The sequence below is a fragment of the Halomonas alkalicola genome (assembly GCF_030704205.1).
Taxonomy (GTDB): domain Bacteria; phylum Pseudomonadota; class Gammaproteobacteria; order Pseudomonadales; family Halomonadaceae; genus Halomonas; species Halomonas alkalicola.
This window is the reverse complement of sequence record NZ_CP131913.1, coordinates 3,030,783-3,056,778: the sequence shown is the minus strand read 5'-3', so window position 1 is coordinate 3,056,778 and position 25,996 is coordinate 3,030,783. Positions and strand designations below refer to the sequence as shown.

21 protein-coding genes are annotated in these 25,996 nt (G+C 69.5%); 7 read left to right on the top strand and 14 right to left on the bottom strand.

Annotation, left to right across the window (positions count from 1 at the left end; translation table 11 throughout):
• Positions 1-86: 86 nt before the first annotated feature.
• The gene (locus B6N23_RS14375) at positions 87-863 is read left to right on the top strand and encodes an NRDE family protein (RefSeq protein WP_305500099.1); all 777 of its coding nucleotides are present in this window, start codon (positions 87-89) and stop codon (positions 861-863) included.
• Between the two features lie 126 nt (positions 864-989).
• Here the strand turns inward: B6N23_RS14375 and ptsP are convergent, their stop codons facing one another.
• Together ptsP and B6N23_RS14365 are read right to left on the bottom strand one after the other, a co-directional pair.
• A complete protein-coding gene (gene ptsP, locus B6N23_RS14370; RefSeq protein WP_305500096.1) occupies positions 990-3,248 on the bottom strand; it encodes a phosphoenolpyruvate--protein phosphotransferase in 2,259 nt (752 codons plus the stop codon).
• Between the two features lie 118 nt (positions 3,249-3,366).
• Positions 3,367-3,858 carry an RNA pyrophosphohydrolase gene (locus tag B6N23_RS14365; protein ID WP_205527643.1) on the bottom strand — a complete coding sequence of 164 codons (492 nt, stop codon included), beginning with the start codon at positions 3,856-3,858 and terminating at the stop codon, positions 3,367-3,369.
• A gap of 179 nt (positions 3,859-4,037) precedes the next feature.
• Here B6N23_RS14365 and B6N23_RS14360 point away from each other — a divergent pair, with 179 nt between their 5' ends.
• Positions 4,038-4,694, top strand: a complete 657-nt coding sequence (locus B6N23_RS14360; RefSeq protein WP_302139239.1) for a histidinol-phosphatase — start codon at positions 4,038-4,040, stop codon at positions 4,692-4,694.
• 153 nt (positions 4,695-4,847) lie between these two features.
• Here B6N23_RS14360 and B6N23_RS14355 read toward each other — a convergent pair whose 3' ends face one another.
• Positions 4,848-5,825 carry a malate dehydrogenase gene (locus tag B6N23_RS14355; RefSeq protein ID WP_305500089.1) on the bottom strand — a complete coding sequence of 326 codons (978 nt, stop codon included), beginning with the start codon at positions 5,823-5,825 and terminating at the stop codon, positions 4,848-4,850.
• 336 nt (positions 5,826-6,161) lie between these two features.
• On the opposite strand from B6N23_RS14355, the gene B6N23_RS14350 reads away from it, so the two are divergent.
• Both B6N23_RS14350 and B6N23_RS14345 read left to right on the top strand, forming a co-directional pair.
• On the top strand, positions 6,162-7,253 hold the full coding sequence (locus B6N23_RS14350; protein WP_305500087.1) for an efflux RND transporter periplasmic adaptor subunit: 1,092 nt from the start codon (positions 6,162-6,164) through the stop codon (positions 7,251-7,253).
• Positions 7,254-7,263: 10 nt separating this feature from the next.
• Positions 7,264-9,321, top strand: a complete 2,058-nt coding sequence (locus B6N23_RS14345) for an efflux RND transporter permease subunit (protein WP_439649848.1) — start codon at positions 7,264-7,266, stop codon at positions 9,319-9,321.
• 30 nt (positions 9,322-9,351) lie between these two features.
• Here the strand turns inward: B6N23_RS14345 and rsd are convergent, their stop codons facing one another.
• The 8 genes from rsd to yrfG all read right to left on the bottom strand — a co-directional run bounded on the left by rsd (position 9,352) and on the right by yrfG (position 18,502).
• Positions 9,352-9,861, bottom strand: coding sequence for a sigma D regulator (gene rsd / locus B6N23_RS14340; protein WP_305500084.1), 510 nt, complete (start codon positions 9,859-9,861; stop codon positions 9,352-9,354).
• Positions 9,862-10,001: 140 nt separating this feature from the next.
• Positions 10,002-10,520: a disulfide bond formation protein B gene (locus B6N23_RS14335; protein WP_305500082.1), complete on the bottom strand. Its 519-nt coding sequence runs from the start codon at positions 10,518-10,520 to the stop codon at positions 10,002-10,004.
• Entirely contained in the window at positions 10,517-12,127 is a 1,611-nt protein-coding gene (gene gshA / locus B6N23_RS14330; RefSeq protein ID WP_305500080.1) for a glutamate--cysteine ligase, read from the bottom strand. Before gshA ends, B6N23_RS14335 begins: the two co-directional genes overlap by 4 nt.
• Positions 12,128-12,164: 37 nt before the next feature.
• A complete protein-coding gene (locus B6N23_RS14325) occupies positions 12,165-14,528 on the bottom strand; it encodes a Tex family protein (RefSeq protein ID WP_169959016.1) in 2,364 nt (787 codons plus the stop codon).
• A 155-nt stretch (positions 14,529-14,683) separates the two neighbouring features.
• Positions 14,684-16,237, bottom strand: a complete 1,554-nt coding sequence (locus B6N23_RS14320) for a phosphoenolpyruvate carboxykinase (RefSeq protein WP_305500078.1) — start codon at positions 16,235-16,237, stop codon at positions 14,684-14,686.
• Between the two features lie 252 nt (positions 16,238-16,489).
• The gene (gene hslO, locus B6N23_RS14315; RefSeq protein WP_305500076.1) at positions 16,490-17,365 is read right to left on the bottom strand and encodes an Hsp33 family molecular chaperone HslO; all 876 of its coding nucleotides are present in this window, start codon (positions 17,363-17,365) and stop codon (positions 16,490-16,492) included.
• A 31-nt stretch (positions 17,366-17,396) separates the two neighbouring features.
• Entirely contained in the window at positions 17,397-17,786 is a 390-nt protein-coding gene (gene hslR / locus B6N23_RS14310; RefSeq protein WP_119021774.1) for a ribosome-associated heat shock protein Hsp15, read from the bottom strand.
• Positions 17,783-18,502: a GMP/IMP nucleotidase gene (yrfG, locus tag B6N23_RS14305; protein ID WP_169959019.1), complete on the bottom strand. Its 720-nt coding sequence runs from the start codon at positions 18,500-18,502 to the stop codon at positions 17,783-17,785. Before yrfG ends, hslR begins: the two co-directional genes overlap by 4 nt.
• Before the next feature lie 74 nt (positions 18,503-18,576).
• Between yrfG and nudE the strand changes: the two genes are divergently transcribed.
• Complete coding sequence (nudE, locus tag B6N23_RS14300; RefSeq protein WP_305500072.1) at positions 18,577-19,206, top strand: ADP compounds hydrolase NudE; 630 nt, start codon at positions 18,577-18,579, stop codon at positions 19,204-19,206.
• Between the two features lie 86 nt (positions 19,207-19,292).
• On the opposite strand, the gene ilvD is transcribed toward nudE, so the two are convergent.
• Positions 19,293-21,137 carry a dihydroxy-acid dehydratase gene (ilvD, locus tag B6N23_RS14295; protein ID WP_305500069.1) on the bottom strand — a complete coding sequence of 615 codons (1,845 nt, stop codon included), beginning with the start codon at positions 21,135-21,137 and terminating at the stop codon, positions 19,293-19,295.
• Between the two features lie 167 nt (positions 21,138-21,304).
• Between ilvD and mntA the strand changes: the two genes are divergently transcribed.
• Both mntA and hepT read left to right on the top strand, forming a co-directional pair.
• The gene (gene mntA / locus B6N23_RS14290) at positions 21,305-21,748 is read left to right on the top strand and encodes a type VII toxin-antitoxin system MntA family adenylyltransferase antitoxin (RefSeq protein ID WP_169959021.1); all 444 of its coding nucleotides are present in this window, start codon (positions 21,305-21,307) and stop codon (positions 21,746-21,748) included.
• Positions 21,741-22,169, top strand: a complete 429-nt coding sequence (gene hepT / locus B6N23_RS14285; RefSeq protein WP_169959022.1) for a type VII toxin-antitoxin system HepT family RNase toxin — start codon at positions 21,741-21,743, stop codon at positions 22,167-22,169. Before mntA ends, hepT begins: the two co-directional genes overlap by 8 nt.
• A gap of 14 nt (positions 22,170-22,183) precedes the next feature.
• Here the strand turns inward: hepT and lon are convergent, their stop codons facing one another.
• Both lon and B6N23_RS14275 read right to left on the bottom strand, forming a co-directional pair.
• Positions 22,184-24,643 (bottom strand): endopeptidase La, encoded by a 2,460-nt coding sequence (gene lon, locus B6N23_RS14280; RefSeq protein WP_305500065.1) that lies wholly within the window; start codon positions 24,641-24,643, stop codon positions 22,184-22,186.
• Between the two features lie 102 nt (positions 24,644-24,745).
• Positions 24,746-25,981 carry a DUF945 family protein gene (locus B6N23_RS14275; protein ID WP_305500063.1) on the bottom strand — a complete coding sequence of 412 codons (1,236 nt, stop codon included), beginning with the start codon at positions 25,979-25,981 and terminating at the stop codon, positions 24,746-24,748.
• Between the last annotated feature and the right edge of the window lie 15 nt (positions 25,982-25,996).

The window sequence follows — 25,996 nt, the reverse complement described above, 5'->3', positions numbered from 1 at the left end:
GCCGGGGGCGGCCGGCTGTCATGGCGCCCGCCCGGGTGGCCGGCTCAACGCTTCCCGCGCCCTGCGGGAGCCGCTAAGCTGGCGGGATGTGCCTGATTGCCTTCGACCACCGTCCGGACAGCGCGTGGCCGCTGCGGCTGGTCGCCAACCGCGACGAGTTCCACGCCCGCCCCGCCGCCTCCCTCGCCCGCTGGGCGGATGCCCCCCATATCGTCGGCGGCCGCGACCTGGAGGCCGGCGGCAGCTGGCTGGCGGTCCACCGCCGCGGGCGCTTCGCGGCGGTGACCAATGTCCGCGACCCGCGCCTCAAGGTGGCAGGCGACGCGCCAAGCCGCGGCGACCTGGTGCGCGACGCTCTCACCTGCGCCGACCTTCCCGCCTGGCTCGACCGCCTCGCCAGCGGCGAGGCCGAGCGGTTCGCCGGCTTCAACCTGCTGGCCGGTGACGGGGAGCGCCTGTGGCACCTGCACCGCGGCCTGGACGGCATCCAACTGGGCGAGATCGCCCCGGGCCTGCACGGGCTCTCCAACGCCAGCCTCAACACCCCGTGGCCCAAGCTGATCAGCGTACGCCAGGGGCTCGGGGCCAGCCTGCGCCACGGCCGCTGGCCCGAGGATGCCCTGGCGGCCATGGGCGACCGCCACCCCGCCGATGACGATCAGCTGCCGGAGACCGGCGTGGGCCTGGAGATGGAGCGGATGCTCTCCTCCCCCCTCATCGTCGGCGAGCGCTACGGCACCCGCGCCATGACCTGGCTGAGCTGGCATGCCAGCGGGCGCATCGAGATCGGCGAGCGGCGCTTTGGGCCGCATGGCGTGGCGCTGGGGGAGAGCGTGGAGCGGCTGGTGGGTTTACACCGCTAGGCAACACCGCCGGGGCGGCTTCGCCGCCATTCGCCGGGCAAAGCCCAGCTCCCACCAGTAGCCTCGAGCCTCGGGAATTATCCAGTCATCACAGAGGTCATTGGGCGCCTGCGGGGCGCAGACGCCTCAATCCCGCGGCGGCAGCAGGTGGCCAAGTTCCCAGCCGCCCAGGCGCTCGGCCAGGTGGTGACGCACCTCGCCGGGGGTGTCGAGGCGCAGGGTCTCCTCCACCAGGTCGCGGGCGCCTTCCAGCGGTACGCGGCGGATGGCGGCGCGCACCCGGGGCAGGCTGGGGGCGTTCATGGAGAGGGCATCGAAGCCCATGCCCATCAGCAGCAGGGCGCCGGCGGGGTCGCCGGCCAGCTCGCCGCACACCGAGATCGGCCGGTCCAGGCGTTTCGCCTCGCGGGCCAGGCTCGCCATGGCGGAGAGCACCGCCGGGTGGCAGGCATCGTAGAGCTCGGCGACCCGCGGGTTGTTGCGATCCACCGCCAGCAGGTACTGGGTCAGGTCGTTGCTGCCCACCGAGAAGAAGTCGGCGCGCCGGGCCAGGGCGTCGAGCTGATAGAGGGTCGCCGGCACCTCGATCATCACCCCCACCTTGGGCCGCGGCACTGAGACACCCTCCTCGCCCAGCTCGACGATGGCGCGATCGAGCAGCTTGAGGGCATCGTCGACCTCGTCGACGTTGGTCACCATGGGCAGCAGCACCTGGAGGTTGTCGAGCCCCTGGGAGGCGCGCAGCATGGCACGCAGCTGCACCATCAGCACCTCGGGGTGGTCGAGGGTGACGCGAATCCCGCGCCAGCCGAGGAAGGGATTGGCCTCCTCGATGGGGAAATAGGGCAGGTCCTTGTCGCCGCCGATATCCAGGGTGCGCATCACCACGGGCAGCGGGGCGAAGCTCTCCAGCTGATCGCGATAGAGCCGGGTCTGCTCCTGCTCACCGGGGAAGCGCTCGGTGACCATGAAGGGCACCTCGGTGCGGTAGAGCCCCACCCCGCTGATGCGGCGCTTGAGCTGAGCCACCGCGTCCACCACCAGGCCGGTGTTGACCATCAGCGGCATGTCGTGGCCGTCCGGCGTGCGGCTGGGCAGGTCCTGCTCGTGCTCGAGCACCTCGGTGAGCGCCTGCTCCTCGGCGATCAAGCCCTGATAGTGGGTGAGCAGCTCCTCGCCCGGTCGCACGAAGAGCCGCCCCCGGTGGCCATCGAGGATCACCCGCGCGCCGGAGAGCCGCGGCAGCGGCAGGTCGACCATGCCGAGCACCGTGGGGATGCCCATGGCCCGGGCGATGATCGCCACGTGGGAGGTGCTGGAGCCGCGCACCGAGACCAGCCCGGCGAGCTTCTCCCGGGGCACCTCGCCGAGCATCGCCACGCTGAGCTCGTCGCCCACCAGGATGGTGCTGTCGGGGAAGACCTCCGGCGTCTGGGGGGTCTCCTCCTGCAGGTGCGCCAGCACGCGGCGCCCCAGGTCGCGCACGTCGGCGGCGCGCTCGCGCAGGTAGTCGTCGTCGACCCGCTCCAGGTACTGGACATGGCGCTTGACCACATCGGCCAGCGCCCCGGGCGCCCACTGCCCCTCGCGGATGCGCTTCTCCACCTCCTGGGAGAGCGCCGCCTCGCTGAGCATCTGCTGGTAGACCTCGAACAGCGCCAGCTCCTGGGCCGAGACGCGGTTGGCCAGGCGCTCGGCGGCGGCGCGCAGCTCCTCGCGCGCGCGGCCGATCGCCTCCTTGAGGCGGGCGATCTCGTACTCGACGTCGGTGGGAATCAGGTCCGGCACGCTGTCGAGGTCGGCGGGTGGGGCAATCACCACCGCCTCGCCGATGCTCATGCCCGGGGCGCCGGCCACACCCTTGAACTGCACCTGCCCCGCCAGGCTTGGCCGGGTGAGGTTGCCGGTAGCCAGGGCATGGGCCAGCACGCCCGCGAGCTGGGCCGCCATGGTGACCAGGAAGGCCTCGTCCTCCTCGCCGTAGCGGCGCTTCTCGGCCTGCTGCACCACCAGCACGCCGAGCATGCGGCGCTGGTGGATGATGGGTACGCCGAGGAAGCTGGAGTAGCGCTCCTCGCCGGTGGATTCGAAGTAGCGGAACTGGGGATGAGCCTGGGCGTCCTCGAGGTTGAGGGGCTCCTCGCGGCTGGCCACCAGCCCCACCAGGCCCTCGCCCACCGGCAGGGCCACATGCCCGACCGCCTGGGTGCGCAGGCCGATGGTCTCCATCAGCACCAGCTGCTCGATCTCCTCATCGAAGAGGTAGAAGGAGCACACATCGGCCTCCATGGCCTTGCGGATACGCCGGACCATGGTGGCGAGCGCCGCTTCCAGGGTGCGGGCCCCGGTGACTTCCTGTGTGATGCGGCGCAGGACCTCGAGCATGGGCGTGGCATCTTCCGTTGTTGTCGTGGGTAGGGAGGCGGGAGCGAACTCCCGCCCCTGAGACTGCCTCACCGGGGCGGGGTTCCTCTATCAGGCTTCTGTCCGACCGAAGGCCTCGTCAGCCGAAGCCCAGGGCCAGGCGCTGGGCGCTGGGCGAGAGCTCCCTGAGCGCGCGGCGGTAGACCTCACGCTTGAAGGGCACCACCTGGCCCAGCGGATACCAGTAGCTGACCCAGCGCCAGCCGTCGAACTCCGGCGAGGCGGTGCCATCCATGCAGATCCGGCTCTCCTGACAGCGGATCCTCAGCAGGAACCACTTCTGTTTCTGGCCGATGCAGACCGGCCTCGAATGGGTACGAATCATGCGTCGCGGCAGGCGATAGCGGAGCCAACCCCGGGTGCAGGCAAGGATCTCGACGTCGTCGGCGGTCAGGCCGATCTCCTCGTAGAGTTCGCGAAACAGTGCCTCTTTCGGTGTCTCGTTCGCCTTGATGCCTCCCTGGGGAAACTGCCACGCGTTCTGCCCTACCCGACGCGCCCAGAGCAGCTGCCCCTGATCGTTGGCGATGATGATGCCAACGTTGGGGCGAAAGCCGTCAGCGTCGATCACGGACTTCACCTTGTTGAAACCTGAATTGGTCCCATTCTTCCACAGGGCCACGAAGCGCATCAATACGCCTTGCGGACGAAGCGCACCGGCGCGGCTCGCAGCCGGCAGCGGGTTCTGCGATAATCGCGGGCTTTCGACCCTGACCGTCAACCCTCTGCAACCTGCCCAAGGGAGTCATCGTGAGCCTGGCCATCTTCGACCTGGACAACACCCTGCTGTCGATCGACAGCGACCACGCCTGGGGGGAGTTCCTTCTCGAGCAGGGCGCCGTGGACCCGGTGGCCTACCGCGACGCCAATGATCGCTTCATGGCCGACTACGAGGCCGGCACCCTGGATATCCACGCCTTCCTCGCGGTGGCGCTGAAGCCCCTGGCCGACAACAGCCCCGAACAGCTCGCCGCCTGGCACCAGCAGTTCATGGCCAGCAAGATCGAGCCGCACATCCTGCCCAAGGGCGAGGAGCTGGTGGCCCGCCACCGCACCCGCGGCGACACCCTGCTGATCATCACTGCCACCAACCGCTTTATCACCGGCCCCATCGCCGAGCGGCTGGGCGTGGATGACCTGATCGCCGTGGAGCCCGAGATCGTCGACGGCCGCTACACCGGCCGCGTGAAGGGCACCCCCAGCTACCGCGAGGGCAAGGTGGTGCGTCTGGAGGAGTGGCTGGCCGACAAGGAGCTGACCCTGGACGACGCCTGGTTCTACAGCGACTCCCACAACGACCTGGCGCTGCTGGAGAAGGTCGACCACCCGGTAGCGGTGGATCCGGACCCCTCCCTGCGCGAGGTCGCCGAAGCCCGCGGCTGGCGGATCATCAGCCTGAGGGACTGAGCGCCAGCCGACCAGGCCAAGCCCGCGACAACGAAAAAACCCGCCGGATGCGCTCCGGCGGGTTTTTTCTCTGCTCTGCGCCGCCATGCGGCGATTCGCCCGGGAGACCTGGGCTCCCACAGGGTGGAAGCCCGCTCCCGAAGGAAGGCTCGATCAGCCCAGCAGGTGCTCGACGGCGGCGCGCTCTTCACGCAGCTCGTCTTCGGTGGCCTTCATCTTCTGCTTGCTGAAGTCGTCCAGCGCGAGGCCCTGGACGATCTCGTACTTGCCGCCTTCGCAGGTGACCGGGTAGGAGTAGATGATGCCCGGCTCGACGCCGTAGCTGCCGTCGGAGGGGATCGCCATGCTGACGATCTGGCCGTTGGTGCCCAGCGCCCAGTCGCGCATGTGGTCGATGGCGGAAGAGGCCGCAGAGGCCGCGGAGGAGGCACCGCGGGCCTTGATGATGGCCGCGCCGCGCTGCTGCACGTCCGGAATGAAGGTGTTCTCGTACCAGTCACGCTCGACCAGCTCGGCCGCCGGCTTGCCGGCCACCTTGCAGTGGGCGATGTCGGGGTACTGGGTGGCGCTGTGGTTGCCCCAGATGATCATGCTCTCGACGTCGGTGACGTGCTTGCCGGTCTTCTGGGCCAGCTGGGTCAGGGCGCGGTTGTGGTCCAGGCGGGTCATGGCGGTGAACTGCTTGGGATCCAGGTCCGGCGCGTTGCAGGAGGCGATTAGGGCGTTGGTGTTGGCCGGGTTGCCCACCACCAGCACCTTGACGTCGCGGCTGGCGTTGTCGTTCAGGGCCTTGCCCTGCACCGAGAAGATGGCGGCGTTGGCTTCCAGGAGGTCCTTGCGCTCCATGCCCGGGCCGCGCGGACGCGCACCCACCAGCAGGGCGAAATCGGCATCCTTGAAGGCGACGTTGGCATCGTCGGTGGCGACGATGTCCTGCACCAGCGGGAAGGCGCAGTCGTTGAGCTCCATCACCACGCCGTTCAGGGCCTCCATGGCCGGAGTGATCTCGAGCAACTGCAGGATGACCGGCTGGTCCTTGCCCAGCATGTCGCCGGAGGCGATGCGGAAGGCGAGGGAGTAGCTGATCTGGCCGGCAGCGCCGGTGATGGCAATACGAACGGGATCTTTCATGGTGGCTCCTGAGGTTGTCAACGCGAGGGTTGTCGCCGTGAGGATGGCCCGGGCCGGCGGATGGCCCGCCCGGGCCGGAATTCGAACCGCCAGAATGGTATGCCTGCAGTGCACAAAACTCAATGCGACGTAGGAGTGACAGGGGCAAGGGGCAAGGGGCAAGGGGCAAGGGGCAAGGGGCAAGGGGCAAGGGGCAAGGGGCAAGGGGCAAGGGGCAAGGGGCAAGGGGCAAGGGGCAAGGGGCAAGGGGCAAGGGGCAAGGGGCAAGCATCAGTATGAGGGTAAAGCCCCGGGAGGGTATGCTGGCGTTTCATGCTCGTTGATGGATCACCCCGCATGCCTCGCCGTCGCCTTCCCCTTTCCCCGCTGCTGGCCATCGCCGTCACTCTCGCCCTGGGCATATGGCTGGCCTTCGGCGATCTGCAGCGCTTCCAGGACACCGCCCCCGAGAGCGAGCCGGCCGAGGCGCCGCCCGCCGTCCGGGTCGAGGTCATGGAGCGCGAGGCCGAGGCCCACGCCCCGCGGCTGGTGCTGCAGGGCCACCTGGAAGCCGACCGCGACCTGACCCTGCGCGCCCGCCAGGCGGGGCGCATCGAGGCCCTGCCGGTGGCGGCGGGCGAGCGGATCGAGGCCGGTACGGTGCTGATCCATCTGGCCCGGGACGAACTGCCGGCCCGGCTCGAGCAGGCCGAGGCGGAGCTCGCCCTGGCCCGGGCCGAGCTGGCCGGTGCCGATGACCTGCGCCGCCGCGAGCTGATCGCCAACACCGACTACCTGCGCCTGCAGAGCGGCGTCGCCCGGGCGGCCGCCGAGGTGGCGAGCCTGCGCCGCCAGCTCGACGACACCCGCCCCATCGCCCCCTTCGACGGCGTGCTCGACCGCCTCGACGTGGAGCTCGGCGAGCTGCTCCAGGTGGGCGAGGCCTTCGGCCAGCTGGTGGATGACCGCCACCTGGTGGCCCGGGCCTGGGCGCCCCAGCGCGACGCCCACGCCCTCGAGGTCGGACTGCCCGCGACGCTGCGCCTGCTGGACGGTTCGCGGCTCGAGGGCGAGGTGAGCCTGGTGGCGCGCCGCGCCGAGGAGGAGGCGCGCACCTTCAGCGTGGAGGCCCGGGTGGCCAACCCCGAGGGACGCCGCCTGGCCGGCGCCAGCGCCACCCTGGTGATCACCCTGCCCGAGCGGCAGGTGCACCGGCTCTCCCCTGCCCTGCTGGAGCTCGATAACGACGGCCGCCTGGCGGTGAAGCAACTGGATGACGACGACCGGGTGGTGCGCACTGCGGTCGAGCTGGTCGATGCCGCCACCGACGAGGCCCGGGTCGCGGGGCTGCCCGAGCGGGTGCGCCTGATCACCCTGGGCGGCGGCCTGGTGGCTCCGGGCGAGCGCGTCGTGCCGGTGGCGGCCGACGCCCCCCAGGCGTCGCCCTGAGATGCGCGCCCTGATCGAGGCGGCGCTGGACCGCTCGCGCACCACCCTGCTGCTGCTGGCCGCGCTGCTGCTGGCGGGCCTGGCCGCCTGGCAGGCGATCCCCAAGGAGGCCAACCCCCACGTCACCATCCCGATCATCTATGTCTCGCTGTCGCTGGAGGGGGTCAGCCCCGAGGACGGCGAGCGCCTGCTGGTGCGGCCCATGGAGCAGGAGCTGCGCAGCATCGAGGGGGTGCGCAAGATGACCTCCCAGGCCAGCGAAGGGCACGCCGCGCGCATGAGCTGGCCGGTGATCGCCTCCACCGCCACTACCCTCGCGGTGTTCGTGCCGCTGCTGTTCTGGCCCGGGGTGGTGGGCGAGTTCATGAAGTACCTGCCGGCCACGGTGATCCTCTGCCTGCTGGCCTCGCTGGCCATGGCGCTGGTGTTCCTGCCCACCCTGGGTGGCGTTTTCGGGGTACGCGCCTCGCGCCGGGAGATCGCTCAGGACCACATCAGCGCCGGCGGGCGGCTCTATCGCGCCCTGCTCGCCCGGCTGCTGGCCATGCCGGGGCTGACCCTGCTCTTCGCCCTGCTGCTGCTGGGGCTGATCTACACCGCCTACGCCCGCTTCAACCACGGCGTGGAGTTCTTCCCCGCCGTGGAGCCCGACAGCGCCCAGGTGCTGGTGCGCGCACGGGGCGACTTCTCCGCCGTCGAGAAGGACGCCGTGGTGCGCCGGGTGGAGGCGCGCCTGGCCGGCATGAGCGAGGTGGAGGCGCTCTACGCCCGCTCCTTCGCCGTGCCCAACCAGCAGCTCGGCAGCGACGTGATCGGCGTCCTGCAGTTCCAGCTGATCGACTGGCACCGGCGCCGCCCGGTGGCCGAGATCTTCACCGAGATGAGCGAACGCACCGCCGACCTGCCCGGAATGGTGCTGGAGTTCCGCGAGCAGGAGATGGGCCCCGGCGAGGGCAAGCCCATCGTGCTGGAGGTGAGCGGCCATGACGATGCCGCCACCGACCGCGCGGTGGACCGGCTGCGCGAACTGATGGGCGAGCTGGGCGGCTTCCGCGACATCGAGGACGACCGCAGCCTGCCCGGCGTGGAATGGCGGGTGATGGTGGATCGCGAGGCGGCGGCACGCTTCGGCGCCGACGTGGCCGCGGTGGGCAGCGCCGTGCAGCTGCTTACCACCGGCCTGCAGGTGGCCAGCTACCGCCCCCCCGGCGTGAGCGACGAGGTGGATATCCGCGTGCGCCTGCCGGCGGGCTACCGCTCCCTGGACCAGCTGGGCCGGCTGACGCTCAACACGGCCCGGGGCCAGGTGCCGATCGCCAACTTCGTGGAGCTGGTGCCGGCGCCCAAGGTGGGCACCCTGCACCGCATCGACGGGCGGCGAGCGGTGACCCTCGAGGCCGACGTGGCCGAGGGTTACCGGGCCGACGAGCGGCTGCGCGCCCTGCTCGAGACGGGCGGTACGCCGCCGGAGGGGGTGATCGTCAACGTGGCCGGCGAACAGCAGGACCAGCAGGAGGCGAGCCGCTTCCTGGCCAGCGCCTTCCTGGTGGCCATCGCGCTGATGACGCTGATCCTGGTGACCCAGTTCAACAGCCTCTACCAGGCGGGGCTGGTGCTCTCGGCCATCGTGCTCTCCACCGCGGGGGTGCTGCTGGGCCTGCTGGTCAACGGCCAGCCCTTCGGCATCGTCATGGTGGGAATGGGCATCATCGCCCTGGCGGGGATCGTGGTGAACAACAACATCGTGCTGATCGACACCTACAACCAGCTGCGCGGCGAGGGGCTCTCCCCCGTGGAGGCCGCCCTTGAGGCGGGCGGGCTGCGCCTGCGCCCGGTGCTGCTGACGGCCATCACCACGGTGCTGGGGCTTGCGCCCATGGTGCTGGGGGTGAACGTCAACCTCTTCGCGCCGAGCCTGGGGCTGGGCGCCCCCTCGACCCAGTGGTGGACCCAGCTCTCCAGCGCCATCGCCGGCGGGCTCACCTTCGCCACCGCCCTGACGCTGCTGCTGACACCCTGCCTGCTGGTGCTGGGCGGGCGCTTCGAGCGCCGCGGCAAGGACGCCTGACCGGGCAGGGCGGGCCAGGCGGGTGAGGCGTCAGACCCGCGACTGCTGGGCCGCGGCCTCCTGGCGGGCGGCATCGGGGGCGTGGGCGGCATGGACGCGGCCGATCAGCTGATCTTCGAGGGCGAAGCGCTCGGTGAGTCCATGGGCCAGGCGCTCGAGCCAGGCGGGCAGCCGGCCGAGATGCTGGCGCACGCGGCCGGGGCTCTCGTACTCGGCATCGAAGGAGAGCACCAGCTCGGTGGACATCTCCAGCCGCGCCAGCAGACGGTCGGCCAGGGTCAGGGCGGCCTCGTCGTCGAAGGCCTTGGCCTCCTCGCGCAGCTGGGGGTAGATCTCGAAGTGGCCGGCGCTGATGTAGTCCATCAAAAGCTCGCTGAAGCGGTCGATCTGCGCCTTGCTGACCGCCTCCAGTTCGGCGTCGCAGGCCTCCTTGAGCTCCACGAAGTGAACCAGCAGCTCGCGGCGCTCGTCCAGCCAGCGATCGATCAGCTTGTGCACGCCGCCCCAGCGCTCCAGGGCGCTCTTGCAATCTTCCAGCATGGGGGCCTCCCTACGTTTGGTGGAGCCAGCTCGGTGGCGCCGGGAGCCTCCTGTTCCCGGCAGGGACTCCAGACTCACCCGCGCCGCAGGCGCTGTCAATCCCCGAGGGGAAGGCCATTGGCCAGGGGCGCCGGGGAGACTCAGCCGCGCTCCCGGAACGCCGAGAGCACAAGGCCCAGCGGCGCCAGGGCCAGCACCAGAAAGCCGATCAGCGTCCAGCCGGGCAGCGAGATGCCGAGCAGCAGGAAGTCGATCTCGGCGCACTCGCCGGAGCCGGAGAGCACCATGGCCACCACGTCACGCCAGGGCAACAGCTCCATCATGTAGTCGAGGCCGGGGCCGCAGCTGGGCACCTGGTCCGGCGGCAGCGACTGCAGCCACAGATGGCGCCATGCCACGCCGATGCCACCGGCCACCGAGGCGAGGCCCAGGGCGCCGTAGACGCCCGCCCCGACCCGCCCGGCGGGGTTGTGGGTGGCGGCGATCGCGAAGACCGCGGCGGCCGACAGCACCGCCACCCGCTGGAAGATGCACAGCGGACAGGGCTCGAGGCCGCCGAGGTGCTCGAGGCCGAGGGCCACGGCCATCATCAGCACGCAGAAACCCAACCCGGCGAGGCTCCACTGGCGCACCGAGAGGCGAGTCAGGTGCGTGCTCATGGGCTCTCCTCCCCGATCAGGCGAGACTCCCGGGCACGCTCGAAGTAGTCGGCCAGGAAGTCATCGAAGGCGACCCGGTCGGCGGCCTCGATCTCCTCCTGCTGGCGCCAGGAGGTGCCCACCAGCTCGGCGAACATCGCCTCCCGGGCCGGGTCCATGGGCTCACCGCGCAACCGCTCGGCCTGCTCCCGGGCGATGGCCAGCATGGCGTCGCTGAACTCCTCGCCGCTCTCCTCGAGGCGCGCCATCAGTCGGCCCGAGGGCGTCAGCGACGGGTCGGCCAGGCGCGGGGCCATGGCGGCCACGGCCTCCCGGTGGGGGCTGCCCGCCTCCAGCTGGTCGAGCAGGCCCGCCACCTGGTCGATCTCGGCCAGGATCTCGCCGCCCCACTCCGCCACGCTGCGGCCTTGCCCCTGGTCGCACAGCTGGAGCTCCGGATCGCGGCCACGCTCCACCACCCGCCGGCGGTTGTCGTCCAGGTGCTCGCACTCCTCGTCGCTGATCCAGGGGCTCTCGGCCAGCAGGCACCACATCACGAAGGCGTCAACGAAGTGGATCTGCGCCTCGTCCAGGCCCAGGGTCAGCAGCGGGTTGAGGTCGAGGCAGCGCACCTCGATATACTCCACCCCGCCGGCCTCCAGGGCCTGGCTGGGGGTCTCGCCGTGGCGGGTCACCCGCTTGGGGCGGATGTCGCTGTAGTACTCGTTCTCGATCTGCAGGATGTTGGCGTTGAGCTGGCGCCACTCGCTCCCCTCCTGAACGCCCAAGGCCGCATAGGCGGGCCAGGGCGTGGAGATGGCGTTGCGCAGGGTGTTGACGTAGTTGGAGAGCGAGTTGAAGCAGATCTTGAGCTGGGCCTGCACCTTGTTCTGATAACCCAGGTCCGACATGCGCAGGCTGGTGGCGTAGCGCGATACCAGCGTCTCGCTGCCATGGGCCTCGAGGTTGTCGGGGGTATCGCGGCCATCCAGGAAGCTGCGATCCAGCGCCGGCGAGGCGCCGAACAGGTAGAGCAGCAGCCAGCTGTGTCGGCGGAAGTTGCGGATCAGCCCGAAGTAGCGCTGGGAGCGATAGTCGGCCATGGGGGTGTCGGTCGCCCCCTCCAGCTCGCGCAGCAGCGTCCAGAGGTCGTCGGGCAGGGAGACGTTGTAGTGCACCCCGGCGATGGCCTGCATGATGCGCCCGTAGCGCACGTCCAGCCCCTGCCGGTAGACCCGCTTCATGGTGCCCACGTTGGAGCGGCCGTAGTCGGCGATGGGCACGCTGTCGTTGCCGGCCAGGCGCGACGGCATGCTGGCCGGCCAGATCAGCTCGTCGCCGAGGTAGCGATAGGTGAAGCGGTGCAGATCGCCGAGGAAGGCCATGGCGTCGGCGGGCCGGCAGTAGACCGGAGTGATGTACTCCAGCAGCGCCTCGGAGTAGTCGGTGGTGATGTGCGGGTGGGTCAGCTTGGAACCCAGCGCCTCCGGGTGCGGGGTGCGGGCGATGCGCCCTGCGGGGTCGACGCGCAGCCCCTCCTTCTCGAGGCCGCGGCGAAGCCGGCTGAACTGCCCCTGGCGGGCGGGGCCGGCCAGGCGCTCGATGAGGGTGGCGAGTGAGTCTGACAAGGTAACACCCCTGGTAGCGGAAAATTAGCGTGGAAGGTTAGCGCTTCTGTTTGGCCTTGAGCAGGGCGGCCCCGAGGGCACCCATCTGCCCCTGGGAGTCACTCGAGTCGCGTCCGCCGCCCCTGCGGGGCGCCTTCTGGCCCCCGGGCTTCTGGCCGGTCGACTGACGCCCCCCGCCGGCACGGCGCGGGCTCTCGCCCTCCTCCCCCGGCTGGTCGTCCAGGCGCATGGAGAGGCCGATGCGGGCCCTGGGAATATCGACGCTCATCACCTTGACCCTGACGATGTCGCCGGCCTTGACCACCGAGCGCGGGTCCTCGACGAAGGTGTGGGAGAGCGCCGAGATATGCACCAGGCCGTCCTGATGGACGCCGATGTCGACGAAGGCGCCGAAGTGGGTGACGTTGGTGACGCTGCCTTCGAGGATCATGCCGGGCTCGAGGTCCTTGAGGGTCTCGACCCCCTCGCGGAACTCGGCGGCCTTGAACTCGGGGCGCGGGTCGCGGCCCGGCTTGTCCAGCTCGGCGAGGATATCGGTCACGGTGGGCACGCCGAAGCGCTCGTCGGCGAACTCGGCGGGCCTGAGCGACTTCAGGGTGGCGCTGTCGCCGATCAGGCTGCCGAGATCCCGCCCGCTCTTCGCGGCGATGCGCTCCACCAGCGGGTAGGCCTCGGGGTGCACGGCGCTGGCATCCAGGGGGTTGTCGCCGTTCATGATGCGCAGGAAGCCCGCGCACTGCTCGAAGGTCCTGGGCCCGAGGCGGCTGACCTCGAGCAGCTCCTTGCGGCTGGCGAAGGCGCCCTGCACGTTGCGCCGGGCGACGATCGCCTCGGCCAGCGCCGGGGAGAGCCCCGCCACTCGGGAGAGCAGGGCGCTGGAGGCGGTGTTGAGGTCCACCCCCACGGCGTTCACGCAGTCCTCGATCACCGCCTCGAGGCTGCGCGACAGCTGCACCTGGGAGACGTCGTGCTGGTACTGGCCCACGCCGATGGACTTGGGCTCGATCTTGACCAGCTCGGCCAGCGGGTCCTGCAGGCGCCGGGCGATGGAGACGGCGCCGCGGATGGTGACGTCGAGATCCGGCAGCTCCCGGGAGGCGTACTCCGAGGCGGAGTAGACCGAGGCGCCCGCCTCGCTGACCATCACCTTGGAGAGCGTACGCTTGCCGGCGAAGCGTTTCAGCAGGTCGCCGGCCAGGCGGTCGGTCTCGCGGCTGGCGGTGCCGTTGCCCACGGCGATCAGCGCCACATCGTGCTTCTCGACCAGCCGGGCCAGCTCGGCCAGCGAGGCGTCCCAGTCGTTGCGGGGCGCATGGGGATAGATGGTGGCGTGGGCCAGGAACTGGCCGGTGGCATCCACCACCGCCACCTTGCAGCCGGTGCGCAGGCCCGGGTCGATGGCAAGCGTGGCCTTCTGCCCCGCCGGCGCGGCCAACAGCAGGTCCTTGAGGTTGGCGGCGAAGACCTCGATGGCAGCGAGCTCCGCGGACTCGCGCAGGCGGCCCAGCAGCTCGGTCTCCAGGTGGGTGTAGAGCTTGACCCGCCAGGTCCAGCGCACCACGTCGGCCAGCCATTTGTCCGCGGCGCGGCCCTCGTCGCGGATCGAGAAGTGGCGGGCGATGGCCACCTGGGCCGGATGGAGCGGCGCCTCGTCCTCGCCGGGCAGCTTGATGGCGAGCGTCAGCACGCCCTCGTTGCGGCCGCGGAACATGGCCAGCGCCCGGTGGGAGGGCGTCTTCGAAAGCTTCTCGTCGTGCTCGAAGTAGTCGGAGAACTTGGCGCCCTCGCCCTCCTTGCCCGGAATCACCCGGGCGCTGAGCTCGCCCTCCTGCCACAGCCGCTCGCGCAGGCTGCCCACCAGCTCGGCGTCCTCGGCGAAGCGCTCCATCAGGATCTGGCGGGCGCCGTCGAGGGCCGCCTTGGCGTCCTCCACGGCGGGGATGTCGCCCTCGGCCGCCCGAAGGTACTTCACCGCCTCGCTCTCGGGGTCCAGGCTGGGGTCGGCCAGCAGCGCATCGGCCAGGGGCTCGAGGCCCGCCTCGCGGGCAATCTGTGCCTTGGTGCGACGCTTCTTCTTGTAGGGCAGGTAGAGGTCTTCCAGGCGCTGCTTGGTGTCGGCGGCCTGGATCAGTCCCTTGAGCTCCTCGGTGAGCTTGCCCTGCTCGTCGATGGCGGCGAGCACCGCGGCGCGGCGCTCCTCCAGCTCACGCAGATAGCCGAGCCGTTCGTGAAGGGTACGCAGCTGGGTGTCGTCGAGGCCGCCGGTCACTTCCTTGCGATAGCGGGCGATGAAGGGCACGGTCGCCCCGCCGTCGAGCAGCTCCACCGTGGCCAGGACCTGCTGCGGGCGAACGGAAAGCTCCTCGGCGAGGCGCGCGATGATGCGGTTGGTGGCGTCCATGTTACCCCTTCAATGATGCTCGAAAATCGATCGCGACAAGGTATCACAAGCGCCCCGCCCGCGGCAGGCTTGACGTCCGTGTAAAGCAGCAGCCCCACGGCCTGGGGCGCGTGGGGCTGCTGGGGGTCACCAATGCCGCCGGCGGCGGCCGACCATCAGGTCAGGCTGGGGCCTGCCTTGACGATCGCTTCGCTGACGCCGTCGAACTTCTTGAAGTTGTCGACGAACTGCTCGGCCAGGTCCTGGCGCTTGCGGTCGTAGGCGGCCTTGTCTTCCCAGGTCTCGCGCGGGTCGAGCAGGCGGGAGTCGACGCCCGGCACGGCCACCGGCACCTCCAGGTTGAGCCCTTCGAGGCGCTTGGTCTCGACCTCGCGCAGCACGCCGGTCTGGATGGCGCTGATGATAGCGCGGGTGGTGGGGATGGAGAAGCGCGAGCCGCCCTCACCGTAGGAGCCGCCGGTCCAGCCGGTGTTGACCAGGTAGACCTGGGCGTCCTTCTCGGCCACGCGCTTGATCAGCAGGTCCGCGTACTCGCGGGCCGGACGCGGGAAGAAGGGAGCGCCGAAACAGGTGGAGAAGGTGGTGGAGAGACCTTCGGCGGAGCCCATCTCGGTGGAACCCACCTTGGCGGTGTAGCCGGAGAGGAAGTGGTAGGCCGCGGCTTCCTTGGAGAGCACGGAGACCGGAGGCAGCACGCCGCTCATGTCGCAGGTCAGAAAGACGATGGCGTTGGGCTCGCCGGCGCGGTTCTCCGGCACGCGCTTCTCGACGTGCTCCAGCGGATAGGCGGCGCGGGAGTTCTGGGTCAGGCTGTCGTCGGCGTAGTCCGGCTCGCGGCGATCGTCGAGGACCACGTTCTCCAGCACGGTGCCGAACTTGATGGCGTTCCAGATGACCGGCTCGTTCTTCTCGGAGAGGTCGATGCACTTGGCGTAGCAGCCGCCCTCGATGTTGAAGACGGTGCCCGGGCCCCAGGCGTGCTCGTCGTCACCGATCAGGTAGCGGGCCTGGTCGGCGGAGAGAGTGGTCTTGCCGGTGCCGGAGAGGCCGAAGAACAGGCAGGTCTCGCCGTCCTCGCCCACGTTGGCGGAGCAGTGCATCGGCAGCACGTCGGAGGCCGGCAGCAGGAAGTTCTGCACGGAGAACATGGCCTTCTTCATCTCGCCGGCGTAGCGCATGCCGGCGATCAGCACCTTCTTCTGGGCGAAGTTGATGATCACCACGCCGTCGGAGTTGGTGCCGTCACGGGCCGGGTCGCACTCGAAGCCGGCGGCGTTGAGGATGGTCCACTCTTCCTTGGCGGAAGGGTTGTAGGCCTCGGGACGAACGAACATGGTGCGGCCGAACAGGTTCTGCCAGGCGGTCTCGGTCTGCACGCGCGCCGGCAGGTAGTAGGTCGGGTCGCTGCCCACGTGGAGCTCCGACACATAGTGCTCACGGCCCAGCAGGTAGTCCTCGACGCGGGCCCAGAGGGCATCGAACTTCTCGGCGTCGAAGGGACGGTTCACGCTACCCCAGTCGATCTGCGCGCTGGTGGACGGCTCATCGACGATGAAGCGGTCCTTGGGCGAGCGCCCGGTGCGCACACCGGTATTCACCACCAGGGCACCGTTGGCGGCCAGGCGGCCCTCGCCGGTGGCCACTGCACGCTCGATCAGTTCTGCGCTGCTGAGGTTGACGTGGACGTTGGGAGCTTGGGGTGTGGTCATGTCGGTTCCTGGGCCTTGCGGCCGATTCTCTCTCGTGTGCCGGGCGTCGGTGGCGACGCAGCGGATACCTGCCATCGATCGCCGCTGCGGGTTTCCCGTCTTGTGGCGAAGCGATCGAGCCGAAAAAAAGCGGCGCCATTATGGCAAAAAGCGCCGCCGCGGGGAACGCCGTTTTTGGGCGAAATTCATGTAGTTTTTCTACAACATCTCGCCCGTTCACTACAGAATTTGTTGTGCGGCGCAGCAAGCGAATCAGTGCAGAACGGGGGGCGGCGCATCACCCTCGCTCAGCAACGCCTCGACGTCGGCCTCGTCGAAGTGGTAGCGGGTGTGGCAGAAGTGGCACTGGGTGTCGATGCTGCCGTGCTCGGCCAGCACCTGGCGCAGCTCTTCCTGGCCCAGGGTCAGCAGCGCGGAGGCGATGCGCTCCCGGGAGCAGGTGCAGCCGAAGCGCAGCGGCTTGGGGTCGAAGAGCCGCACCGTCTCCTCGTGGTAGAGACGATGCAGCAGCGCCTCGGGAGCCAGTGTCAGCAGCTCCTCGTCCTTGACCGTGTCGGCCAGGACCACGCTGCGATCCCAGGCGTCGAGGTCCTGGTTCTGGGATTCGTCGGGCATGCGCTGCAGCAGCAGGCCGCCGGCACGCACCCCGTCAGCGGCCAGCCACAGCCGGGTAGGCAGCTGCTCGGACTGCACGAAATAGGCGGCCAGGCAGCCGGCCAGGGTGTCGTGGTCCAGGGCCACGATGCCCTGGTAGCGGTGCCCCTCGCGGGGGTCCAGGGTGATCATGATCTGCCCCCCGCCGAGCAGCTCGAGGAAGCCCGCGTCATCCGCCGGCATCGGGGCGTCCTCGGCCAGCCGGGCGATGGCGCGCAGCTCGCCGCCGGGGTTCGATTCGGCCATCAGCAGGGCCAGGGCGCCCTTGCCGCGCACCTCGATGCTCAGGGTGCCATCGAGCTTCACGGTGTCGGTGAGCAGCGCCACGGCGGCGAGCAGTTCGCCGAGCAGCCGATTCACCACCGGCGGGTAGTCGTGGCGGTCGAGGACCTCGGCGTAGGCCCGCTCGAGGGTGACGAGCTCGCCGCGCACGTTGGTGTTGTCGAAGAGGAAACGCTGGATCTGGTCGGTCATCATGACTCTCTGTGAATCGTCGGCCGGCTGGCTAATCGTCGGACTGCTGACGCTGGAAACGCTGGATATCCCGGCGCTGCTTCTTGTCGGGGCGCTTGAGCGGGTGCTGCATGGCCTGGTTGGTGAGGCGGCGCGCCTCGGCCTCGCGCTCGCGGCGCACCGCACTCTCCTCGGTCTCGCGGTAGAGGGCGCGGGCCTCAGGGGCGCCGCGGCGCTGGTCGGAGAGCGCTACCACCTCGACCTCGAGGAGATCCCACCCCTGGGGCACGCGCACCAGGGCGCCCACCTCGACGGTCTTGCTGGTCTTGGCCCGGGCACCGTTGTAGTGGACCTTGCCGCCCTCGATGGCCTTCTTGGCCAGGCCCCGGGTCTTGAAGAAGCGTGCCGCCCACAGCCACTTGTCGAGCCGCACGCTACTCATGATCTCTCTCCATGGGCGCCCTCCCCCGGCGCGCCGGCGGCCCCGGGTGCCTGGCCGGGCGGCAGGTTGCCGGGCAGGATCGCCGCAAAGCGGTCGAGTGCCACGAACTCCTCGAGCTCCTTCTCCGGCCGAGTGCTGTCGGGCTGCTTGATGCCGAGCAGGTGGCGGATGCCGAACTCACGGGCGCTGGCCAGCACCCGGGGATTGTCGTCGATGAACAGGGTGCGGGCCGGGTCGAAGGGCTCGATCGCCTGGAGGGCGGGCCAGAAGGCCTGTTCCTCCTTGGGCACGCCCAGGTCCGCCGAGGAGACGATGGCGTCCAGGTACTCCTCCAGGCCGGTGAGCGGCAGCTTGAGTTCGAGGCTGGCGCGGTCGGCATTGGTGGCCAGCACCACCCGGGGGTGGGCCACCTTGAGCCACCGGAGGAAGTCCAGGGCGTCGCTGCGCAGGCCGATCAGGTGCTGGATCTCGCGCTTGAGGGCGACGATGTCGAGGTCGAGCTCGCGACTCCAGTAGGCCAGGCTGTACCAGTTGAGGGTGCCCTGCTCGTGGAGCACCTTGGAGCGCACCACCTCCTGGGTGGCCTCATCGAGCTGGTGCAGCTCCACGTAGCGCCGGGGCAGGTGCTCTAGCCAGAAGTGGCTGTCGAAATGGAGGTCCAGCAGGGTGCCGTCCATGTCGAGCAGGACGGTGTCGATGGCGCGCCAGTCGATCATCGCGACTCCCGGGTGGTGGCGGTAAAGGGGTGGTATTGTATCAGGCGCTCTCCCCTCCCAGAAATGGAGCCTCCATGTCCAACGCCCCCGAGTCCCAAGCGCCCAAGCCCCAGGCCCCGAGGTCCGAGGCCCAGTGGCCCCGGAAGCCCGAGGTGCTGGCCCGCCGGTCGGTGGCCACAAGCCGCCTGTTTCACGTCGAATCCCTGGACCTACGCTTCTCCAACGGCGAGGAGCGCACCTTCGAGCGGCTGACCGGCAGCGACAGCGGCGCGGTGATGATCGTCGCCATGCCCGACCCGGACCACGTGCTGCTGATCCGCGAGTATGCGGCGGGCTTCGAGGAGTACGTGCTGACCCTGCCCAAGGGCCTCGTCGACCCGGGCGAGGACATCGTCACAGCCGCCAATCGCGAGCTGATGGAGGAGTGCGGCTTCGGTGCCCGCAACATCGAGCCACTGGTGGAGCTGTCGCTGGCCCCCAACTACATGCGCCATCGCATGCAGGTGCTGCTGGCCACCGACCTCTACCCGAAGCGCCTGCCAGGCGACGAGCCGGAGCCGCTGATCGTCGAGACCCATGCCCTCGAGGAGCTGCCCGCGCTGCTCGCCCGGGAGGACTTCCATGAGGCACGCGCCATCGCCGCGCTGTTCATCGCCCGCGACCGCCTGCGCGGCGATCGCGACGGCGGCCCCAGGCTCTGGTAGCACCCGGCCCTGCCTGAGGCACTGCTCTGCCAAAACCACTGCCCCGGCGCCTGGCCGGGGCAGCAGAGTCGCTCGGGCGCGCCGGGTCAGTCGAGCTTGGAGAGGTCGCGCACCGCGCCCTTGTCGGCGGAGGTGGCGAGCATGGCGTAGGCCTTGAGCGCCGCCGAGACCTTGCGGTCGCGCTGGATGCTGGGCTTCCAGGCGGCGGCGCCCTTGGCCTCCTCGGCCTCGCGGCGGGCGGCCAGCTCGGCATCGGTCAGCTTGACGTTGATCGCCCGGTTGGGGATGTCGATCTGGATGATGTCGCCGCTCTCGATCAGGCCGATGGCGCCGCCAGCGGCGGCCTCCGGGGAGACATGGCCGATGGAGAGCCCGGAGCTGCCGCCGGAGAAGCGCCCGTCGGTCATCAGCGCACACACCTTCCCGAGCCCCTTGGACTTGAGATAGCTGGTCGGGTAGAGCATCTCCTGCATGCCGGGGCCGCCGCGGGGTCCCTCGTAGCGCACCACCACCACCTCGCCGGGTTTCACCAGCCCGCCCAGCACGTGCTCCACCGCCTGGTCCTGGGACTCCACCACGTGTGCCGGCCCCTCGAAGACCAGGATCGACTCGTCGACCCCGGCGGTCTTCACCACGCAGCCGTCCAGGGCGATGTTGCCGAACAGCACGGCGAGGCCCCCCTCGCGAGAGAAGGCGTGCTCGAGATCGCGGATACAGCCGTTGGCCCGGTCGCCGTCGAGGCTCGGCCAGCGCGCGGCCTGGGAGAAGGCGGTCTGGGTGGGGATGCCGCCGGGGCCGGCCTTGTAGAACTCCACCACCTCGGCGCTGGGGTTGCGCATGATGTCCCACTCGTCCAGGGCGTCCTTCAGGGTATCGCCGTAGACGGTGGGCACCCGGGTATCCAGGACGCCGGCGCGGTCGAGCTCGCCGAGGATCGCCATGATCCCGCCGGCGCGATGCACGTCCTCGATGTGGTACTTCTGGGTATTGGGGGCCACCTTGCAGAGCTGCGGCACCTCCCGCGACAGACGGTCGATATCCTCCATGGTGAAGTCGACCTCGGCCTCCTGGGCGGCGGCCAGCAGGTGCAGGATGGTGTTGGTGGAACCGCCCATGGCGATATCCAGGGTCATGGCGTTCTTGAAGGCCGCCTTGGAGCCGATGGCCCGGGGCAGCAGGTGTGCCTCGTCGCCCTCGTAGACGCGCTTGGCCAGCTCGACGATGCGATGGCCGGCATTCTCGAAGAGACGGCGGCGATCGGCATGGGTGGCCACCACGGTGCCGTTGCCCGGCAGCGCCAGGCCCAGGGCTTCCATCAGGCAGTTCATGGAGTTGGCGGCGAACATGCCGGAGCAGCTGCCGCAGGTGGGGCAGGCGCTGCGCTCGATCTCCTCGATCTCCTCGTCGCTGTACTTGTCGTCGGCGGCGTAGATCATGGCATCGATCAGGTCGATGTTGTGGTCGAGCAGCTTGGTCTTGCCCGCCTCCATGGGACCACCGGAGACGAAGATCACCGGGATGTTCAGGCGCATGGCGGCATTGAGCATTCCGGGGGTGATCTTGTCGCAGTTGGAGATGCACACCAGGGCGTCGGCGCAGTGGGCGTTGACCATGTACTCGACGCTGTCGGCGATCAGGTCGCGGCTCGGCAGCGAGTAGAGCATGCCGTCATGGCCCATGGCGATGCCGTCGTCCACGGCGATGGTGTTGAACTCCTTGGCCACCCCGCCGGCCTTCTCGATCTCGCGGGCCACCAGCTGCCCCATGTCCTTCAGGTGCACGTGGCCGGGCACGAACTGGGTGAAGGAGTTGGCCACGGCGATGATGGGCTTGTGGAAGTCCTCGTCCTTCATGCCGGTGGCGCGCCAGAGGGCGCGGGCGCCGGCCATGTTGCGGCCGGCGGTGGTGGTGCGGGAACGATACTCGGGCATGGTGTCCTCTATTCTCTTTACGGCCGCCCTGTGCCGGGCGGCTCCAGTGTCCAGGTCGGTGTCGATTCTGGCATGCGTCCGCCCGTCAGGCCAGGCCCGGAGCTGCACGTCTTGCACCTGGCACCGGCAGGCGGGAAGATGAAACACCCCTCGACGGAAAGGCGGCCATGTCATCCACTGTTGTCCACAAGGATGCTCCCGGTGACTCGAGCATCCCCCAGAGCGAAACGCTGACGGCCATCATCTCCCTGGCACGCCGTCGCGATGACCTGGCGGCAGTGTGGCTGTACGGCTCCAGGGCGCGCGGGGACCACCACCCCGAAAGCGACTTCGATCTGGCCGTGGCCTTCACCGGCTGGATCGCTGATCCGCTGGAGAGGCGCCTTCGCCCCGAGCTGCTGGCTCAAGAGTGGCAGCGTGAGCTGGGGTTGGGCGAGGAACAGTTGAGCGTGGTGGACCTGGCCATTGCCCCGATTCCGCTGGGCTGGAGCATTCTCAGCCAGGGAGTGCTGCTGGTTGACCTCGACTGGGACACTCGGATACGCCAGGAATCCCGTATCCTCTCGCGCTGGGAGATCGACTACCTTCACCCGGAGGGAATCCATGCCTGACGGCCAGCAGAGCGCCTACCTCAAAGCCCAGCGGCAACATCTCGAAGAGTGCGAGCAGGACCTTGCCGAGCTCGGCACCCTGCTGGAACAGCGCCCCTGGAGCCGGATCGAGCGCCACGCTGCCGAACGCTCACTGCAGCTCCTGATCGAGGCCTGCATCGGGCTGGCCAAGCACTGGGCACGCGAAGAGACCGGGATGGCATGCCGAGATGCCATCACCGGTTTCGAGCGACTCCAGGATGCCGGCAGGATCGAAAGTGATATCCCCTGGCGCAAGATCATCGGCCTACGCAACGTACTGGTTCACGACTACCTGGATGTCGACCCGGACATCGTGAAGAGCGTGATCGCCGACCGGCACTACCGCACCATCATCGACTTCGGCCATCAGGCCCTGGCCGCCCTGGACCGGGTTGGCTAGGGCCAGCGACGCCACTACCCGAACACCACCCGGGCCACGTCCCTGTAGCGTTTGGCGAAGTGCACCGTCATGCCCTCCTTGAGGTGGTCGGGCAGCTCCTCATAGTCGCGGCGGTTGGCGTCGGGCAGGATCACCTCGAAGATGCCGCTGCGCCGGGCGGCGATCACCTTCTCGCGGATGCCGCCCACCGGCAGCACCTGGCCGGTGAGGGTCAGTTCGCCGGTCATCGCCAGGGGGCGGTCGATGGCGTGGTGCTTCGCCAGGGAGAGCAGCGCCGTGGTCATGGTGACCCCCGCCGAGGGGCCGTCCTTGGGCGTGGCGCCCTCCGGCACATGCAGGTGCACGAAGGCGGAGTCGAAGAAGTCGGCGTCGGCGCCATATTCGGCCAGGTGGCCCAACACGTAGCTGTAGGCGATGTTGGCCGACTCCTGCATCACCTCGCCGAGCTTGCCAGTGAGCTTGAAGCCGCGGGTCAGCGAGTGCACCTTGCCCGCCTCGATGGGCAGGGTGGCACCGCCCATGGCGGTCCAGGCCAGGCCCGTGACCACCCCTTCTCCCTTGAGCACCTGCTCCTTGCGGAACAGCGGGGCCCCCAGGAAGGTCTCGAGGTTCTTCACCGAGACCTTCACCGACGCCTGGTCGCCCTCCAGCAGCTGCACCGCCGCCTTGCGCACGATGCGATGGAGCTGCTTCTCGAGCTGGCGCACCCCGGCCTCCCGGGCGTAGCCCTCGACCACCTGGCGCAGCGCCGCCTCGGTCAGGTTGATGCGCTTCTTCGGGATATTGGCGCGCTTGAGCAGCCTCGGCCAGAGGTGGTTGCGGGCAATGGCCAGCTTCTCCTCGGCGATGTAGCCGGAGAGGCGGATCTGCTCCATGCGGTCGAACAGCGGCCCGGGGATCGAATCCAGGGTGTTGGCGGTGCAGACGAAGAGCACCTTGGAGAGGTCCAGGCGCACGTCCAGGTAGTGGTCGAGGAAGTCGACGTTCTGCTCCGGGTCGAGCACCTCGAGCAGCGCCGAGGCGGGGTCGCCCTGGAAGGACTGCCCCATCTTGTCGATCTCGTCGAGCATGATCACCGGATTCTCGACCTCGACCTCCTTGAGGGCCTGCACCAGCTTGCCGGGCATGGCGCCGATGTAGGTGCGCCGGTGCCCCTTGATCTCCGCCTCGTCGCGCATGCCGCCCACCGAGAAGCGATAGAACTCGCGCCCCAGCGCCTCGGCGATGGAGCGGCCGATGGAGGTCTTACCCACCCCGGGCGGGCCCACCAGCAGCAGGATGGAGCCGCCCACGTCGCCCTTGAAGGTGCCCTCGGCCAGGAACTCGATGATGCGCTCCTTGACGTCGCCCAGGCCGTCGTGGTCGCGGTCGAGCACCTGCCGGGCGTGGGCCAGGTCGAGCTGGTCCTGGCTGTGGACGCCCCAGGGCATGCTGGTCAGCCAGTCCAGGTAATTGCGGGTGGTGCCGTACTCCGGCGAGCCGGTCTCCAGCACGGCGAGCTTGTCTAGCTCCTCCTCGATGCGGGTCAGCACCTTGGGCGGCACGACGAGGCTCTCCAGGCGGTCGCGGAAGGTGTCGACGTCGTTCTCGCGCTCGTCCTTGGAGATGCCCAGCTCCCGCTGGATCACCTTGAGCTGCTCGCGCAGGAAGAACTCCCGCTGGCGCTCCTGCATCTGGGCGTTGACCTGGTCACTGATCTCGCTCTGCAGCTGGGCGACCTCGATCTCCTTGCGCAGCAGCGGCAGCACCTTCTGCATGCGCGCGAGCACCGGCAGGGTGGCCAGCACGTCCTGCAGCTCGCGCCCCTTGGCCGAGGTGATGGCCGCGGCGAAGTCGGTGAGGGGGCCCGGCTCGTGGGGGCTGAAGCGGTTGAGGTAGTGCTTGAGCTCCTCGCCGTAGAGCGGGTTGATCGGCAGCAGCTCCTTGATGCCGTTGATCAGCGCCATGGCATAGGCGCGGGCCTCGTCGGCCTCGGCATCCACCGGCTCCCGGGGGTAGCTCACCTCCACCAGATAGGGGGGCTCCCGAGAGATCCAGCGCTGGATGCGAAAGCGCTGCAGGCCCTGGGCGATGAACTGCAGCTGTCCCTCTTCGCCCTGCAGCTTGTGCACCTTGACCGCGGTGCCGATCTCCGGGAAGTCGTCATGGGCAAGCCCCTCCACGGCGGCCTCGCCGACGAAGGCCAGGCCCACGGTGTGGTGGGGCGTCTTGGCGACCCGCTGCATGGTCTCGTCCCAGCGCTCGCGGTTGATCACCAGCGGCTGCACCTGGGCCGGGAAGAAGGGCCGATTGTGGATCGGCAGCAGGTAGATGCGCTCGGGAAGGGAATCGCGGGCCGGCACCACGGCGTGCCGGCTATCGCCAGGCAGGTCCTCGAGGTCGAACTCCTCGTCCTCGTCGTGGGCCCCGCCGTGGGTATCGTGCCGCCACTCCGGCGCATCCGGGTCGTGGCGGCGGTCCTGCTCGTCACTCATGATGGTCGTCCTGATCCAATGGAGGCTTGTGCCGTTGGCTCAGGAATGCGGGCGACGGGCGACAACTTCAAGTCGGGGGGTGGCCCTGCCTGCCACCCCTTGTCACCGCCAGAGCGACGGCATCGGCCGCCCGTTGACCCGAACCCGTCCGCGGATCACGTCGAGTTCCAGGTCACGGGTCCCCAGCGGCAGGCCCAGCCACAGGGCCACCACCGCGGGCACCTCACGCCAGATGCCATCGCCGTCGATACGGGTCAGCCAGCGCGCCCGCTCCTCTTCGTCATCGAGCCGCGCCAGGCTCAACTCGTCGAGGCGGCGCGGGTCGAAGAACAGCGACCCGTCGCCGCGGGCGGCGAGCCCCAGCATGGGGCTCTCCAGGTCGACCTCGGTGAGGTCCAGACGCGGGGAGTCGACCAGGGTCGCCCGCAGCTCCGGCTCCAGGCGGGCAATCAGCTCCCGCGGGGCGAGCTCGCGGGCCTTGGCCGCCTCCCGGCGCAGCCCGGCCAGCGCCTCGCGCACCGCGTCGGCGTTGATCCGCGACAGCTCCATGGCCACCCGCCCGGTCAGCAGCACCTGCTCCGCCGCCAGCACCTCGGCCAGGGTCAGCTCGCTATCGATGCGCAGCTCGCTGTCATCGAGCTGCATGCGGCTGCGGTAGACGAGCTCACTGGCCTCCAGCGCCAGGCCCGGCTGCTGCCAGGCGAGCTGATCGATGCGCAGCAGGTCACGCTGGGTGAAGTGATGGGCGCCGGCGGTATAGGCGTAGCGGCTCTCCAGGGAGACCAGCCCGGACTCCAGGGTGGCCACCCCATCGGTCAGCCGCCAGGGCTGCAGCCTGGCGCGCAGGCGCCAGTCGCCCTGCTGGCCACCGAAGCTGAGCTGGCCACCGCGGAAGTCGAGCTCGCGGGGCCCCTGGCTGATCAGGAAGGGGGCGAGCTGGATGGTGCCCTCCAGGGTGCCACCCAGGGTCTGGTAGCGGGCATGCCAGCTCGGCGGGCTGGAGGGCAGCCAGTCGCCGAACAGATGCAGCTGGCGCGGGCCGATGGCGGGATGGAACCCCCCCTCGATGCGGGTGCTGAAGACCCCGTGGCGCGCCGAGTAGGTGAGTTCGAGACGCCAGCCATCGCCCAGCACCGGGGAGACATGCACGACACCGGAGGAGCTCAGCCAACCACGCTCCACCTGGCTGCGCTCCATCACCATCTCGCCGCGGGCCTCGAGATCCGCCAGGGCGCGGACCAGCTCCCGCTCGAAGAGCAGCGAGGCGAGGTACTGGGCCACCGCCCAGACCACCGCCACCGCCACCGCCACCGGGACGATCAGTCGTTCCTTGCGCATAGCGCTCCCTTCCCT

Coding starts and splice junctions, on each gene's coding strand:
- ptsP (WP_305500096.1), bottom strand. CDS start 3,248: ATGCTCGAGGTCCTGCGCCGCATCACACAGGAAGTCACCGGGGCCCGC.
- mntA (WP_169959021.1), top strand. CDS start 21,305: ATGTCATCCACTGTTGTCCACAAGGATGCTCCCGGTGACTCGAGCATC.
- ilvD (WP_305500069.1), bottom strand. CDS start 21,137: ATGCCCGAGTATCGTTCCCGCACCACCACCGCCGGCCGCAACATGGCC.
- lon (WP_305500065.1), bottom strand. CDS start 24,643: ATGAGTGACGAGCAGGACCGCCGCCACGACCCGGATGCGCCGGAGTGG.
- rsd (WP_305500084.1), bottom strand. CDS start 9,861: ATGCTGGAAGATTGCAAGAGCGCCCTGGAGCGCTGGGGCGGCGTGCAC.
- B6N23_RS14375 (WP_305500099.1), top strand. CDS start 87: ATGTGCCTGATTGCCTTCGACCACCGTCCGGACAGCGCGTGGCCGCTG.
- nudE (WP_305500072.1), top strand. CDS start 18,577: ATGTCCAACGCCCCCGAGTCCCAAGCGCCCAAGCCCCAGGCCCCGAGG.
- yrfG (WP_169959019.1), bottom strand. CDS start 18,502: ATGATCGACTGGCGCGCCATCGACACCGTCCTGCTCGACATGGACGGC.
- hslO (WP_305500076.1), bottom strand. CDS start 17,365: ATGACCGACCAGATCCAGCGTTTCCTCTTCGACAACACCAACGTGCGC.
- B6N23_RS14275 (WP_305500063.1), bottom strand. CDS start 25,981: ATGCGCAAGGAACGACTGATCGTCCCGGTGGCGGTGGCGGTGGCGGTG.
- hslR (WP_119021774.1), bottom strand. CDS start 17,786: ATGAGTAGCGTGCGGCTCGACAAGTGGCTGTGGGCGGCACGCTTCTTC.
- B6N23_RS14335 (WP_305500082.1), bottom strand. CDS start 10,520: ATGAGCACGCACCTGACTCGCCTCTCGGTGCGCCAGTGGAGCCTCGCC.
- B6N23_RS14350 (WP_305500087.1), top strand. CDS start 6,162: ATGCCTCGCCGTCGCCTTCCCCTTTCCCCGCTGCTGGCCATCGCCGTC.
- B6N23_RS14320 (WP_305500078.1), bottom strand. CDS start 16,237: ATGACCACACCCCAAGCTCCCAACGTCCACGTCAACCTCAGCAGCGCA.
- B6N23_RS14325 (WP_169959016.1), bottom strand. CDS start 14,528: ATGGACGCCACCAACCGCATCATCGCGCGCCTCGCCGAGGAGCTTTCC.
- B6N23_RS14355 (WP_305500089.1), bottom strand. CDS start 5,825: ATGAAAGATCCCGTTCGTATTGCCATCACCGGCGCTGCCGGCCAGATC.
- hepT (WP_169959022.1), top strand. CDS start 21,741: ATGCCTGACGGCCAGCAGAGCGCCTACCTCAAAGCCCAGCGGCAACAT.